Source organism: Actinobacillus seminis (assembly GCF_002263215.1).
GTDB lineage: Bacteria > Pseudomonadota > Gammaproteobacteria > Enterobacterales > Pasteurellaceae > Actinobacillus_B > Actinobacillus_B seminis.
On record NZ_NLFK01000005.1, the window covers coordinates 147,062 to 162,066 of the forward strand.

13 protein-coding genes are annotated in these 15,005 nt (G+C 41.6%); all 13 read right to left on the reverse strand.

The genetic code is table 11. The features are described 5' to 3' along the window. Positions 1 to 4: 4 nt before the first annotated feature. Positions 5 to 1,996, reverse strand: coding sequence for an electron transport complex subunit RsxC (gene rsxC, locus CFY87_RS06510; RefSeq protein ID WP_094946425.1), 1,992 nt, complete (start codon positions 1,994 to 1,996; stop codon positions 5 to 7). Between the two features lie 10 nt (positions 1,997 to 2,006). Continuing rightward, complete coding sequence (gene rsxB / locus CFY87_RS06515) at positions 2,007 to 2,597, reverse strand: electron transport complex subunit RsxB (protein WP_094946426.1); 591 nt, start codon at positions 2,595 to 2,597, stop codon at positions 2,007 to 2,009. A 1-nt stretch (position 2,598) separates the two neighbouring features. Further along, positions 2,599 to 3,180: an electron transport complex subunit RsxA gene (gene rsxA, locus CFY87_RS06520; RefSeq protein WP_094946427.1), complete on the reverse strand. Its 582-nt coding sequence runs from the start codon at positions 3,178 to 3,180 to the stop codon at positions 2,599 to 2,601. A gap of 117 nt (positions 3,181 to 3,297) precedes the next feature. Next, complete coding sequence (locus CFY87_RS06525) at positions 3,298 to 4,194, reverse strand: TIGR01777 family oxidoreductase (protein ID WP_094946428.1); 897 nt, start codon at positions 4,192 to 4,194, stop codon at positions 3,298 to 3,300. Positions 4,195 to 4,285: 91 nt separating this feature from the next. Then, positions 4,286 to 4,753 carry a transcriptional regulator ArgR gene (gene argR, locus CFY87_RS06530; protein ID WP_094946429.1) on the reverse strand — a complete coding sequence of 156 codons (468 nt, stop codon included), beginning with the start codon at positions 4,751 to 4,753 and terminating at the stop codon, positions 4,286 to 4,288. A gap of 153 nt (positions 4,754 to 4,906) precedes the next feature. Continuing rightward, positions 4,907 to 6,553: a glucose-6-phosphate isomerase gene (gene pgi / locus CFY87_RS06535; RefSeq protein ID WP_094946430.1), complete on the reverse strand. Its 1,647-nt coding sequence runs from the start codon at positions 6,551 to 6,553 to the stop codon at positions 4,907 to 4,909. A gap of 156 nt (positions 6,554 to 6,709) precedes the next feature. Then, the gene (gene alr, locus CFY87_RS06540) at positions 6,710 to 7,792 is read right to left on the reverse strand and encodes an alanine racemase (protein WP_094946470.1); all 1,083 of its coding nucleotides are present in this window, start codon (positions 7,790 to 7,792) and stop codon (positions 6,710 to 6,712) included. 4 nt (positions 7,793 to 7,796) lie between these two features. Continuing rightward, on the reverse strand, positions 7,797 to 9,227 hold the full coding sequence (locus tag CFY87_RS06545) for a replicative DNA helicase (RefSeq protein WP_094946431.1): 1,431 nt from the start codon (positions 9,225 to 9,227) through the stop codon (positions 7,797 to 7,799). A gap of 344 nt (positions 9,228 to 9,571) precedes the next feature. Further along, entirely contained in the window at positions 9,572 to 10,660 is a 1,089-nt protein-coding gene (gene aroG, locus CFY87_RS06550) for a 3-deoxy-7-phosphoheptulonate synthase AroG (RefSeq protein ID WP_094946432.1), read from the reverse strand. A gap of 134 nt (positions 10,661 to 10,794) precedes the next feature. Beyond that, positions 10,795 to 12,048: a lipoprotein-releasing ABC transporter permease subunit LolE gene (gene lolE, locus CFY87_RS06555; protein ID WP_094946433.1), complete on the reverse strand. Its 1,254-nt coding sequence runs from the start codon at positions 12,046 to 12,048 to the stop codon at positions 10,795 to 10,797. After that, positions 12,049 to 12,738, reverse strand: a complete 690-nt coding sequence (lolD, locus tag CFY87_RS06560; protein WP_094946471.1) for a lipoprotein-releasing ABC transporter ATP-binding protein LolD — start codon at positions 12,736 to 12,738, stop codon at positions 12,049 to 12,051. A 25-nt stretch (positions 12,739 to 12,763) separates the two neighbouring features. Further along, a complete protein-coding gene (locus CFY87_RS06565; RefSeq protein WP_094946434.1) occupies positions 12,764 to 13,954 on the reverse strand; it encodes a lipoprotein-releasing ABC transporter permease subunit in 1,191 nt (396 codons plus the stop codon). A 69-nt stretch (positions 13,955 to 14,023) separates the two neighbouring features. Next, positions 14,024 to 14,965 carry a 2-hydroxyacid dehydrogenase gene (locus tag CFY87_RS06570; RefSeq protein ID WP_094946435.1) on the reverse strand — a complete coding sequence of 314 codons (942 nt, stop codon included), beginning with the start codon at positions 14,963 to 14,965 and terminating at the stop codon, positions 14,024 to 14,026. Positions 14,966 to 15,005 lie beyond the last annotated feature (40 nt).

The following is a 15,005-nucleotide window of genomic DNA, read 5'->3' on the forward strand; positions in this document are numbered from 1 at the left end:
GATTTTATTCGGCATCTTTTGCCTGTTGCACAGCTAATTTTTTCGCTTTTGCACGGGCAATCGCTGCGGCAACCGCGACTTTTTTCGGATCCGTTGTAACCGTTTTTTCCGCATCCGTTACATTTTCTGCGGCTGAAACTTCCCCGCCTTTTTCCGCTTCGCCTTGCTCGGCTTCATTTTGCTGTGCGGCTAATTTTTTCACTTTCGCACGGGCAAGCGCTGCGGCAACCGCGGCTTTTTTATCTTCAAGTGCGGTGCTTTTTTCTGCTGTTTTTTCATTCATTGAAGATACTCTCATTTCTGCGGAATTTTCCACTGCACTTTGTAGTGTTTCCTCTGCCTGTTGATGTGCTAAACGACGAGCCTTACGTGCTGCCATAATGTCGCTATTGTCAGGTAAAATTTCCCCTTTAGTACCGACAATCGTTTTAATTTCGTTAATTTTAACCGATGAATCCGCCTTGGCTTGTTTCGCTTTTAAACGCGCCAAGGCAGCTTTAACCGGATCCTCGCCTTTTTGTTTTGCCAATTCTTCTCGACGATTTTCCGCTGCCCGTTGCGAACGCGCTTTGCGTTCTAATTCTTCTTTTTCTAAACGTGCCTGGCGCGCCTCAAAACGAATTTTCGCTTCTTCCGCTTTTTTCGCTTTTTCTTTAATTTCCCAAATTTTGGCTTTTTCTTGACGGAAATATTGAGTTAACGGAATATGACTTGGACAAACATAAGCACAAAGCCCGCATTCAATACAATCTTTTAGGGAATATTGTTGGGATTTTTCATGATCTTCGCTGCGTGCAAACCAATAAAGTTGCTGTGGCATTAAATTTACCGGACAAGCATCCGAACAAGCCGAACAACGAATACAAGAACGTTCCGGCTCCGGCGGCGCATATTCAAAATGATCGGGCGCCAATAAACAGTTGGTAAGCTTGGTCACCGGTGCGTTTAAATTTGGCAGGATAAATCCCATCATAGGTCCCCCCATAACGACGGGAAAGCGCTCGTCATAACGATAATCCGCTTGTTGCAACAAGGCGACAATTGGCGTACCAAAACGCACCCATTGATTACCTTTTTGTTGAATTTTATCGCCGGTTAAGGTCACCACACGCTCAATCAAAGGCTCATCATCCATCACCGCACGTTTGATCGCAAATGCGGTTCCCACATTGTGCATCAACACTCCAATACTGGACGAACGCTGACCGCTCGGCACTTCCATACCGGTTAACACTTGGATCAATTGTTTTGCCGCACCGGATGGATATTTCGTTGGAATAACCCGAATTTCAATATCGTTAGCGCCTTGTAAAACTGCTTTCAACGCACTCACTGCTTCAGGCTTGTTATCTTCAATGGCGATCACCACTTTTTCCGGGCGCAAAATATAGCGTAAAATACGGCTTCCCTCGATAATTTCATGGGGATAATCTCGCATTAAGCGATCGTCGCACGTAATATAGGGTTCGCATTCCGCACCATTGATAATCAATAATTTAACTTGTTTTTCTGCCGAATGAATTTTCGCAGCAGTCGGAAAAACCGCACCGCCCAATCCGGCAATACCGGCACGATAAATTTTTTCAATTAATTGTTCCGGCGTATGGGTTAAAAAATCGTCGATAGGCTCACGTTCACACCATTTATCTTGACCATCCGCTTGAATTTCAATACACATTTCCGGCAATCCGGAAGGGTGAGCGGCAACATAGGGCGCAATATTTACCACTGTTCCGGAAGTGGACGCGTGTACCGGCAAGGCTCGCAGTCCTTCGCCCTGCGTTAATGCCTGACCTTTTAATACATGCTCGCCAACATGAACTAAAATATTACCGGCAGATCCTGCGTGTTGTTTAATCGGAATATAAAAACGTTCAACTAGCTTAGCCGCTTTGATTGGCGTTTGATTGGACTGTGATTTCATTTCCGGCGGGTGAACCCCACCTTTAAAATCCCATAATTTACCGGAATTGAAACGGGTTAATACATTACTCATTCTGCGTTCCTTACTTTCCAATCACCAATTTTTTCTCCACCGAGGTCCTATTGACCACAGGAATGACCAAATTTGGATCAAATTGCCAATCCCAAGTATCAATATTTTTCTCAACTTTAATCATGGAAATACAATCCGTCGGGCAAGGTGCTACGCAAAGTTCACAACCGGTACATAAATCAGCAATAATGGTGTGCATGGATTTATTCGTACCAATAATCGCATCCACCGGACAGGCTTGAATACATTTAGTACAACCAATACACATATTTTCATCAATAAAGGCAACTTTAGGAACAGGATCTTCGGCAAATTCCGTCGCCGGTACCTCCACTCCCAATAAATCAGCAATTTTCACCACCAAGGGTTGACCACCCGGTACACATTTTGTAATCACATCACCATTAGCAATGGCTTCCGCATAAGGTTTGCATCCCGGATAGCCACATTGCCCACATTGACTTTGTGGCAATAAAGCATCAATTTTTTCCACGATAGGATCCGCTTCTACTTTCAATTTAATGGACGCGATACCTAAAATTAAACCGAAAATCAATGCCAATATAGCGATCATTATCGGCACATAATAAATTGTTGTCATATTATATTTTCACCAATCCGGTAAAGCCCATAAATGCGAGGGACATTAAACCTGCGGTAATCAATGCAATGGAAGGGCCTTGGAAGGCTCTCGGCACATCCGCTGCCGCCAAACGTTCGCGCAACGCCGCAAATAAGACTAAAACTAAAGCGAAACCTAAGGATGCCGAGAAACCATAAATCACGGATTGCGTTAGGTTATGTGCCAAATTGATATTTAATAGCGCCACGCCGAGAACTGCGCAGTTGGTGGTAATCAATGGTAAAAAAATACCTAACAGACGATATAGCGTCGGGCTGGTTTTATTGATCACCATTTCCGTAAACTGAACCACGACCGCAATCACTAAAATAAACACTAATGTACGTAAAAAATTGGCGTCTAACGGGGTCAAAATATAATGATCAACTAAATAGGCGCAAAGTGATGCCACGGTCAACACAAACATGGTCGCCAACCCCATACCGATAGCGGTTTCAATTTTCTTGGAAACCCCCATAAACGGACAAAGTCCTAAGAATTTCACCAAAACAAAATTGTTAATTAACGCCGTACTAATAATCAATAAAATATAATCCGTCATATAATAAGCCCGCCACAAAATACAAGCTGTTTATTATCCCTTTTTCCGGAGTTGAGAACAATAAAAAATATGGGGTATTTGGGAAAACTTAGCAAAAAATGACCGCACTTTAGCGGATTAATTCGCTGCTTTTAATGCGTAAGAAAGCGCTTGGGATAATTGAGGATAACGAAAAGTAAAACCGGCGTTGAGCAATTTCTGCGGCAACACAACTTGACTATCTAACAGCAAATCTGCGCGTTCGCCTAAAATCCGGCGTAACATAATTGCCGGCACCGCAGCAAAGTGCGGTCGTTTTAGCAGCGATCCGAGTATACGGTTAAATTCAGCATTTCGCACCGGATATGGCGAAACCAAGTTAAAAGGACCTTGGTATTGCGGTTGTTGTAGCAAAAAGAGAATCGCTGCCACCATATCCGGCAACGCAATCCAGCCCCAATATTGCATCCCATTGCCTAATTTTCCGCCCAAGCCGAAACGATAAAGCGGTAACATTCTTGCCAAGGCTCCGCCCTGCCCTGCCAGCACAATGCCGGTACGCAATAAACAAACGCGCGTTTTTGCTGATAATGCCGCCTGCTCCCATTGTCGACATAATTGTGCGGCAAACTCGCTTCCGGCAGCGGTTTGTTCAGTGATTTCAACATTACCATGATCGCCATAAAATCCAGTGGCAGAGCCGGAGATAAATGTATGTGGCGGCTGTTGGCTTTGATTTATAAGTGCGGTCAATTTTTGCGTTAAATTAATTCGACTTTGTACTAACCTTTGTTTTTGTTGTGTATTCCATCTGCGATCAAAAATCGGTTCGCCCGCTAAATTGACCACTGCATCAAATTCATCAAAAGAAGCATAATACTCCAGTGCGGTCACCAAATTCACAGAGGAAGGCAATTTTGCACTAGCTTGATCCGAGTGGCGTGAAAGTGCGGTTACATTATGCTTTAGTTCAACTAAACGAGAAACCAATGAACTGCCGATTAAACCGGTTGCGCCGGTGATAAAAATGTTCATTTTTCCTCCTCTTCAGTAAACCGCTTAACTCAACGAAAACGACGTCAAATTTGACCGCACTTTTATATTAGCGATAAGACCTAATGCTATTTTATAGCGAATTTTCAAATAATTGCTGAATATTTTCCATCAAATCGCGGATATTGGTATTCAACGTCGGGGTGACAAAAATCGTATCGTCACCGGCAATAGTTCCTAAAATTCCGTCCGCTTTCCCCACGGAATCCAGTAAGCAAGCAATTAATTGTGCAGCGCCCGGACTGGTTTTAATCACGATTAAATAATCGTTAAAATCCACATCCAATACTAAATTTTTCAATGGGCTGCTGGTATTCGGCACGCTTAATTCATTCGGCAAGCAATATACCATTTCCATTCGGGTATTACGCGTACGCACCGCACCGAATTTAGTTAACATACGCGATACTTTAGATTGATTAATATGGGTAAACCCTTGTTTTTGCAAGGCGCTGACAATTTCACTTTGCGAGCCGAAACGCTCTTGGGCAAGTAATTCTTTGAATGCTTTTATCAAATTATCCGTTTTTTCACTCGTCATTATCTTTTCTCATATTACTTTTTCTAGCTAGATTCTGCATAAAAATGCAAAATAAGTAAACAAAAAATTACTTTTTTTGCATAAAAAGCACACTAGCGGCAAAAAAATAGCAGGATAATTTCCATCATCCTGCCATCTACAGAGCTCAAAAGTTTAACGCCAAGCTTTAAATTGATTAATTAAACCGTTAGTTGAACTGTCATGCGAGCTGACTTTATCTGCTTGCGCCAATTCAGGTAAAATGCGGTTAGCCAATTGTTTGCCTAACTCCACGCCCCATTGGTCGAAGCTGTAAATATTAAAGATCACCCCTTGTACAAAAATTTTGTGTTCATACATGGCGATTAATGCTCCCAAACTGAACGGAGTAATTTTTTGCAATAAAATAGAGTTGGTCGGTTTGTTTCCGGTAAAGACTTTAAACGGAACAATCTCTTTAACTTGCTCTAAGGTTTTGCCCGCTTTGACAAATTCCGCTTCCACTTCTTCTTTGCTTTTACCAAATGCCAACGCTTCGGTTTGAGCAAAAAAGTTGGAAAGTAATTTGCTGTGGTGATCACCTAACGGGTTATGGCTTTGCGCCGGCGCAATAAAATCACAAGGAATTAAGGTTGTTCCTTGGTGGATCAATTGATAAAACGCGTGTTGCCCGTTCGTACCCGGTTCTCCCCAAATAATTGGACCGGTTTGGTAATTCACGATGTTACCGTCACGCCCAACATATTTTCCGTTCGATTCCATATTGCCTTGTTGGAAATATGCCGCAAAACGGTGTAAATATTGGTCATAAGGCAAAATTGCTTCTGTTTGTGCACCTAAAAAATTGGTATTCCATAATCCCACAAGCGCTAAGGTTGCCGGAATATTTTGTTCAATTGGCGTATGGCGGAAATGGTTATCCATTTCATGCGCACCGCGTAACAATTCCACAAAATTATCAAAACCAACAGATAACGCAATAGATAAGCCGATCGCTGACCATAAAGAATAACGTCCGCCGACCCAATCCCAGAATTCAAACATATTAGCGGTATCAATACCGAATTTTTCCACTTCTTTGGCATTTGTGGAAAGTGCTGCGAAATGTTTTGCCACATGGGCTTCGTCTTTTGCCGACGCCAAGAACCATTCACGCGCTGAATGCGCATTGGTCATGGTTTCTTGTGTAGTAAAGGTTTTTGATGCCACTAAGATTAAGGTGGTTTCCGGATTAACTTTTTTCAGTGTCTCTGCGATATGCGTACCGTCCACGTTAGAAACAAAATGCATGGTAAGGTGATTTTTATAAGGACGCAACGCTTCAGTTACCATATATGGACCTAAATCTGAACCACCAATACCAATATTGATCACATCCGTGATCGCTTTGCCGGTATAACCTTTCCATTCGCCGGAAATGACACGCTCACAGAAGGCTTGCATTTTATTTAACACCGCATTCACCTCAGGCATCACATCTTTGCCGTCCACGAATACCGGTGTATTTGAACGGTTACGTAACGCCGTGTGCAAGACAGCGCGATTTTCAGTACGGTTAATTTTTTCGCCGCTGAACATTGCATCAATAGCTGAGTCTAAATCGCATTCCGTTGCAAGTTGACGTAATAATGTCAACGTTTCTTGATTAATCTTATTTTTTGAAAAATCGACTAATATTTCATTATTAAAAGTTAATGAATATTTAGCAAAACGTTCCGTATCTTGAGCAAACAATTGTTGAATGGTGGTACCGGCAAATGCGACTTGATGCTGTTCTAACGCTTTCCACGCATTGGTTTGACTTGGATTAATACTTTTCATTGAGCTTCCTTTTTAATGTTAATAATAAAAAACAGTATAAATGATCTTCCACGATAAACTTTCCCCTTATCGTTTAAAAAGTCAGGACGAAAATCACAGAGGATCTTTTTTGCTTCTACGCCTTTTGACACAAAATTACACCGGCAAGTGCGATTTTTAATCAATATATTCCGCTAATACGCGCGGTGTTAATTTTGTAATTAATTCATAACTTAAAATGCCGCTAATTGCTGCTATTTCTTCAATAGGCAATTCTTTGCCCCATAAAACCACTTCGTCACCGACACGATCTTGGCTATCTGCCCCCAAATCCACTGTCAGCATATCCATTGACACGGTTCCTACAATCGGCACTAACCGCCCGTTTAAAAAGACCGGTGTACCAGTGGGAATATCGCGCGGATAACCATCTCCATAACCAATTGCTACCACACCGATTTTCGTCTCTTTATCACTGATCCATCTGCCGCCATAACCAACCGGCTCACCTTTTTTATGTTCACGTACAGCAATTAAAGACGATGTCAGCGTCATCACGGGAATTAAACCATATTCCCGACTTGGTGTATTGTTTGGCGAAATACCATACATAATAATTCCCGGTCGGATCCAGTCCAAATGCGCTTGTGGCCAGAATAAAATCCCGCCCGATGCAGAAATACTGCGTTCACTCGGTTTATCTTGAGTAGCAGTTAAAAAGCAAGCTAATTGTTTTTCGGTATAATCCGAATCCAACTCGTCGGCGCAACTAAAATGGCTGACAAATCCAATCTTGCTATCGATATTTGGGCAATTTTTGAGGGTTTGGTAAAAGTCATCAACTTGATCCGCGCGCACGCCCAAACGGTGCATCCCGGTATCAATTTTTAACCACACTTTAATTTTATTCGGCACAGAGGCTTGCCGGAGTGCGGTCAATTGTTCGCGATTATGTACAATCGTTTGGATATTATTCTCTGCCAAAATGGGCAAATCTTTTTCCGCGAAAAAACCTTCCAGTAACAAAATTGGTTTAGTGATCCCATTTGAACGCAATTTTAAGGCTTCTTCCAAACGTGCCACCCCAAAACAGTCCACTATTTCTTCAATCACCGAAGAAACAAAAACCATACCATGACCATAAGCATTCGCTTTCACCACCGCAATAATTTGACTGTTCGGTGCTTTTTGTTTGATCATTTGAATATTATGTTTAAGAGCAACGGAACTGATTTTCGCTGTTGCCGGTTTCACATTCATCATCTTAATATTCACTTAAATATTCGGGTTTATTCGTTAAATTATCAAAGCGAGAATATTGTCCTTGGAACAATAATTTTACTTTGCCAATCGGTCCATTACGCTGTTTACCAATAATAATTTCCGCAATGCCGCGATTTTCTTCTGTCGGCTCATTGTAATACTCATCACGATAAATAAACATAATTAAATCCGCATCTTGCTCAATAGAGCCGGATTCACGTAAATCAGAGTTGACCGGGCGTTTGTCTTGACGATTTTCCAACGTACGGTTTAATTGCGACAGCGCAACAACCGGCACTTCCAATTCTTTGGCAAGCGCTTTTAAGGAACGAGAAATTTCGGCGATCTCTAATGTACGATTATCGGAAAATCCGGGGGCGCGCATTAATTGCAAATAATCTACCATGATCAAACTAAGCCCTTGATTTTCACGATAAACACGTCTAGCGCGAGAACGTAACTCCGTCGGTGTCAATCCTGAAGAATCGTCAATATATAAATTCGGTTTCTTTTTAAACATGCCTAACGTGCTGCCAATCTGCGACCATTCCGCTTCGGTTAAATCTTGTCCCGTACGAATTTTTTGTTGTTCTACGCGCGATAAAGAGGAAATCACACGCATCATAATTTGCTCTGCCGGCATCTCCAAGCTGAAAACTAACACCGGTTTTTCACTGGCAAGCGCCGCATTTTCACACAAATTCATAGCAAATGCAGTTTTCCCCATTGACGGACGCGCGGCAACAATAATTAAATCAGATGGCTGTAACCCGGAGGTTTTTTTATCTAAATCAATAAATCCGGTGGTCACACCGGTAATCCCCGAATGGCTTTTATCCTGTGCCAACATTTCAATTTTATCAATGGTTTTTTCTAAAATGTTTAAGATATTCTGTGGACCTTCATTGGAAGTCATGCGTTTTTCCGCAATCGCAAATACATCCCGTTCTGCTTCGTCTAAAATATTTTTTACATCCTGACCTTTCGGAGAATAGCTGTTTTTCGCAATATTATTCCCAACCGCAATCAACTCACGTAAAATGGCTTTTTCACGCACAATATCCGCATAGGCAATAATATTGGCGGCACTTGGTGTATTATTAGAAAGTTCCGCCAAATAAGCAAACCCGCCCACTTGATCGCTCACGCCACGACGCTTTAATGCCTCATCCAGAGTTAATAAATCCACAGGGTGATTTAAGCGAATTAATTCCACCATTTCTTGGAAAATTAACCGATGTTCTACAGTATAAAAATCGTCGGCAATAATTCGTTCGGCAACCGCATCCCAATGACTGTTGCTCAACAAAATCCCGCCTAAAACCGCTTGTTCGGCTTCAATGGAATGAGGCGGAATTTGAACGTGTTCAACTTGTTTATCTCGTTGGGTTTCACGTTGCGGATAACGAGATTGCGTATTTTTTTGTGCCATACTGTTCGCTTTATCAAGAAAAAATTAGGCTATATGATATACCAAATCAAAAGCAGTTTTAAGAGACAAGGAAAATTTACTTAACTGTTTGTTGTAAAAATAAATTTATTATCTTAGATAACGAGAAAATGAGCTGAATTTAAATATCTCTGTCTTAAAAGACGGGGAATTGGATAGCTGTTCGCCTAGATCTCTCCTAAAAGGACGAGGGTTGACGGTGGACTTTGATCAAGCGAAAGAGAAAAGACGCGTTGAAAGAAAACGCCAAAATCTCAAGAATGCAACCTCATGTTTTAACTTAATTTTTAACGCAAAGTGCGGTGAAATTTTAGCGAATTTTTTATTTATTTTTTAACCCGTTTTCTACGAGCCGTCACAGCGTCGGATAATTGTTGCAATACCACTTCGGAATCCTCCCAACCGATACAAGCATCCGTTACGCTTTGACCGTAAGTCAAGGCTTTATTCGCAACAATATCTTGGCGACCTTCCACTAAATGGCTTTCCACCATCACGCCGAAAATTTGGCGAGAACCCTGAGCAATCTGATCACATACATCCTGACACACTTCCAATTGTTTTTTGAATTGTTTACAACTGTTCGCATGGCTAAAATCCACCATAACGTGCGGAATTCGACCGCTCTTTTCGATATCGGCACACACCGCATTAACGTGTTCGCGACTATAATTTGGACCTTTTTCACCGCCACGCAAAATAATATGGCAATCGTCATTTCCTTTGGTTGAAACAATGGCAGATTGACCAAATTTGGTTACGGAAAGGAAATAATGGGGCGCTTCTGCCGCACCGATTGCGTCTAAAGCAATACGCACACCGCCATTGGTAGCATTTTTAAAACCGACCGCACAAGACAAACCGGAGGCTAATTCACGGTGTACTTGTGATTCTGTAGTTCTTGCACCAATCGCGCCCCAGCTCATAAAATCTGCCAAATATTGCGGCGTAATCATGTCCAAAAATTCGCCCGCGGTCGGCACTTCTAAATCATTAATATCGGATAATAATTTACGCGCAATACGTAATCCATCATTTAACGCATAACTGTGATTTAAATATGGATCATTAATTAATCCTTTCCAGCCGACTGTCGTTCTCGGTTTTTCAAAATACACACGCATAATAATTTCTAAAGTGTTACTGTATTTTTCCCGCATTGTGCGAATGCGTTCGGCATATTCCAATGCCGATTTTGGATCATGAATAGAACATGGCCCGATAATGACCAACAAACGATCATCTTCTTGATGAATAATTTGATGGGCTTTTTTACGCGTCTCTTTTACGATTTTCACCGCCACTTCGCTGGCAGGATATTTTTCTAATAATGCAATTGGCGGCAATACTTGTTCCACTTTTGCAATTCGGGTGTCATCATTTGCAATCTTAATGTGATTTTTATTTTTAGTCATATGAATCTCTTACTACTTTTTATTGGAAATCTTTCGCCCGTTCTCATTTAATATCGGAACGGGCAACTTGGATATTAATATAACACGTATTTTTGCACTAGCAAACTAGTTAAGCAATATTTTGTCATAGGGAATCAATGATTACTTAAGACTTGTGCCGGTTGCAGTTTCGCCGCACGGCTTGCCGGATATAAACTGGCAAATAAACTTAAAATTAACGCAGCGATTAAGACGAGTAACACATCTTGCCAATGTAGCTCACTTGGAAGAAAATCGACAAAGTAAATCCCATCCGATAAAAGTTTTCTTCCCAGCAAGGCTTCAATGCCTTGAATGATCGAGGTTAAATTCAACGATAAGACAATACCTAACAGGATGCCTATTAAACAACCTTTCATTCCCGCTTGCAAGCCATACCAAATAAAAATTTTTTTAATAAAATTATTATTAGCCCCCAGCGTACGCATAATCGCGATATCATCTTGCTTATCTTTAACCGCCATAATTAAAGTGGAAACAATATTAAAACACGCCACCCCAATCACCAGCACCATCGCAATATACATCACTGTGCGAATCAGCTGAATATCCCGATACATATAACCGAATTTTGCAGTCCAATTTTGGACAAACAACATTTGCGGATAATCTTGTAGCATTTCATATTTCAATTGCTGTACTTTAAACGGCTCCTGCACTTTTAACTCCAAACCGGTCACTTGACCTGTACGATATTCCAACAATTCTTGTGCCTGCGCCAGCGGCATTAGAGCATAACTATGATCCAATTGCCCATCCAAACGCAAAATACCGCTCACTTGAATTTGGTGACGAATGGGTTGTGATTGCTGATTATCCTCGCCGGTTTGGGAAATTAATAAGGTCACCCAATCACCTGCCTTTACATCAAGATCTTTGGCAATCCCATAGCCTAAAATCAGTCCGCCATCTTGTGCAAAGCGCTTCCAACCATCATCTAAGATAAAGCGGCTCAAGGAACTGACTTGATCTTGTGCCGCTTGCTCAACCCCTTTGACTTGCACTACTTTTAATTTTGTGCCATTTTCTACCAACGCGGTAAAACTGACAAAGGGAGACGCCGCGACAATTTGCGGATCTTGCTTTAAAAGTGCGGTCAATTTTTGCTGATTTTTTATCAACCCCGGCGAATTTTGTTCTTGATGCGCGGATACTTCCACATGTGGCACAACGGCTAAAATACGGTTATTCAACTCACGTTCAAAACCGTTCATGGCACTTAATCCAAGAATTAACACTGCCACCCCCAACGCAATCCCCACACTGGAAAACCAGGAAATCAACGAGACTAAATGATTTTTTTGTTTACCGCGTTGATAACGCCAACTAATAAAAAACGGCGTATTCATTTAAGACCCCTCGCGTAATATTCCATCTTGCATGACCAAACAACGTGACAGCTTTTCCGCCAAATGCAAATCATGGGTTACCAATAAAAACGCAATACCCTGTTCTTGATTCAAACCTTGAATTAATTCAAAAATACTTTCCGTGGTTTTACGATCCAAATTACCAGTCGGCTCATCCGCCAAAACCAAAGAAGGCTGATTTACCAAGGCTCTCGCGATCGCGACCCGTTGACGCTCTCCACCGGATAATGCTGAAGGACGGTGCGAAATTCTGTGTGCTAAACCGACCGCACTTAGCATTTTTTCCGCCCGATCGCGCGCTTCCGTCGCATTTTGTTTGCCAATCAACATCGGCATCATCACATTTTCCAAAGCACTAAAATCCGCCATTAAATGATGAAATTGGTACACAAATCCAAGATATTGATTACGCAGTTTGGCCAATTCATTGGCACCGGCTTTTTGTAAAGATTGCCCTTTAATAAACACTTCGCCGGCACTCGGTTGATCCAAGCCACCCAATGTATGCAACAGGGTACTTTTTCCCGAGCCGGAACTGCCCACAATCGCGACTAATTCGCAGTCATTCATGGAAAAGCTCACGTCTTTTAATACCTGCGTTTGAACACTTCCCTCTTGGTAATTTTTGCTCATATGTCTGCAATCTAATAAAAACGGTTTCTCTGTCATCTTATTCATCTTAATATCATTCCGGTTATTCATATCTTAAGGCTTCCGCCGGTTCCACTTTCGCTGCGCGATAGGCGGGATAAATGGTGGAAAGGAAAGAAAGCAATAAAGAAAAGGCGATAATCAGCAATACTTGTCCGCTGTGAATTTCCGTTGGTAAAAATAATCCTTGCGGATTAAGCCGGTTGACAATGGGATCCAAATTGAGGGTAATCAACATCCCTAAAATACTGCCGACAAGGGTTCCGACTAAGCCGATCATCACGCCTTGCAGCATAAAAATTCGTCGCACTTGAGTTTTGCTCAAGCCTTGGGTTTGCAAAATTGCAATTTCCCCTTGTTTATCCACCACCATTAAGCTTAAGGAGGTAATAATATTGGAAATCGCCACGACAATAATCAGGCTAATTAATAATCCCATCATATTTTTTTCCATTCTCACCGCTTGGAAAAATTCGCCTTTTTGTACGCGCCAGTCAGCAATATTCCATTGTTGCGGACTAAAAAAGTCCGGTAATTCCGTAATTTGGAATGGATCCGGTAAAAATAAACGATACCCTTGCACTTGGTCAGGTGCAATGCGCATTAATCGACCTATATCGGTTAAATTAGCGAAAGCTTCGTAACCGGAGGCTTCTGATGTAGCAAAATAAATATCGCTGACAGTAAATAAACGTTGCATCGGAATCCGTCCAAAAGGCGTATATTGGCTATTTTCGGTGATCATCAAGCGCACTTTATCGCCGATTTGCAACTGCAATTTTTGCGCCAATTGATAACCGATCACCAATTTAAATTCACCGCTCGGTAAAATATCATTAAACTGTTGCGGATCAAATTCGGCTAACAAATCGTCATCAGAAAAATGCTGTACACCAATCACTTGCCCGGCGCTGATGCCGTTAGCGGTTTGAAAAACAACATTTGTGGTATTAATCGGAATGGCTTTTTGCACAAACGGCGGTAAATTCGGCGCCGATTGCGTTAAACTTAAAGTTTGGTTATGCGGAACAATAATCGCATGGGGAAGATTGGAAAGAATTTGTTGTTTTTGATATTTTTCCAATCCATTCATCACGGATAATACAATAATTAGCGCCATCACGCCCAACACAATGCCAATACCGGCAAGATTGCTTACTAAACGCCCAAAACGATCCGCACTTTTTGCTCGCCAATAACGCAGCGCAATAAAAAAAGAAATAGGAAAATTCATTATGCTTACTTTTGATTTCAAAAAGACGGACGCCTTAAAGGCGTCCTTTATTTGTATATAAACAATACATTATTTACCGCCAGCAACAAACTCTTCAATATTTTGCGCTACTTTGGTTACCAAGGTTGTGACCGCACTATCTGATGCCCAAGCAATATGCGGCGTAATAATCAAATTTGGCAAACGGGTTGCCGCTTGAATCACCGGATTGTCTTTTTCCGGCGGCTCTTTGCTCAATACATCTAAAGCTGCTGCGGCAATTGTACCGTTTTCCAAGGCTTCTACCAACGCTTTTTCATCCACCAACGGTCCACGACCGGTATTAATTAAAAACGCGCTTGGTTTCATCAATTTTAAGGTATCCGCATTAATTAAATTTTTAGTAGATTCCGTTAACGGACAATGTAACGTCACGATATCCGCCTCTTTTAACACGGTTTCAAACGGAACATAGCCTTCACGAATAGTAATCGCATCTTTATGCTCCGCATAAATTACGTTCATACCAAGCAATGTTGCCAATCTTCCGATTTCTTTACCCAAATTCCCTTTTCCGATCACACCCAACGTAGATCCGCGTACATCAGTAATAGGATAATCGAAATAACAAAATTGTTTGCAATCTGCCCATTTTGCACTTAATTGATCTTTATACCAGTTCATCAAACTGTGTTTTAACGCGTAAATCAAGCCAAGTACGTGTTCAGGCACAGTCACGGAAGAATACCCCGTAACATTTTTAACCGTCACCCCTAATTCTTTCGCAGCATCCAAATCCACGTTATTGGTTCCCGTTGCAGTGATCGCAAGAAGTTTTAATTTTGGTAATTGTTGCATCACTTCGCGACTAAATACCACTTTACTGGTAATCACAATATCCGCCTCTTTTGCGCGGTCAACGGTTTGTTCCGCTGAAGTATGCTCATATTCCGTCCATTGATGAGCAAAGGTCGGGCGAGGAATTGGAATATGTTTAGGAATGGCGGTGCTGTCTAAAAACACGATATTCATCTTGATCTCCTTATAAATCATAAAAATGGGAAACAAAACG

Excerpts from the sequence above, each read along its gene's own strand:
- rsxC (WP_094946425.1), bottom strand. The coding sequence starts at position 1,996 with ATGAGTAATGTATTAACCCGTTTCAATTCCGGTAAATTATGGGATTTT.
- rsxB (WP_094946426.1), bottom strand. The coding sequence starts at position 2,597 with ATGACAACAATTTATTATGTGCCGATAATGATCGCTATATTGGCATTG.
- rsxA (WP_094946427.1), bottom strand. The coding sequence starts at position 3,180 with ATGACGGATTATATTTTATTGATTATTAGTACGGCGTTAATTAACAAT.
- CFY87_RS06525 (WP_094946428.1), bottom strand. The coding sequence starts at position 4,194 with ATGAACATTTTTATCACCGGCGCAACCGGTTTAATCGGCAGTTCATTG.
- argR (WP_094946429.1), bottom strand. The coding sequence starts at position 4,753 with ATGACGAGTGAAAAAACGGATAATTTGATAAAAGCATTCAAAGAATTA.
- pgi (WP_094946430.1), bottom strand. The coding sequence starts at position 6,553 with ATGAAAAGTATTAATCCAAGTCAAACCAATGCGTGGAAAGCGTTAGAA.
- alr (WP_094946470.1), bottom strand. The coding sequence starts at position 7,792 with ATGAATGTGAAACCGGCAACAGCGAAAATCAGTTCCGTTGCTCTTAAA.
- CFY87_RS06545 (WP_094946431.1), bottom strand. The coding sequence starts at position 9,227 with ATGGCACAAAAAAATACGCAATCTCGTTATCCGCAACGTGAAACCCAA.
- aroG (WP_094946432.1), bottom strand. The coding sequence starts at position 10,660 with ATGACTAAAAATAAAAATCACATTAAGATTGCAAATGATGACACCCGA.
- lolE (WP_094946433.1), bottom strand. The coding sequence starts at position 12,048 with ATGAATACGCCGTTTTTTATTAGTTGGCGTTATCAACGCGGTAAACAA.
- lolD (WP_094946471.1), bottom strand. The coding sequence starts at position 12,738 with ATGACAGAGAAACCGTTTTTATTAGATTGCAGACATATGAGCAAAAAT.
- CFY87_RS06565 (WP_094946434.1), bottom strand. The coding sequence starts at position 13,954 with ATGAATTTTCCTATTTCTTTTTTTATTGCGCTGCGTTATTGGCGAGCA.
- CFY87_RS06570 (WP_094946435.1), bottom strand. The coding sequence starts at position 14,965 with ATGAATATCGTGTTTTTAGACAGCACCGCCATTCCTAAACATATTCCA.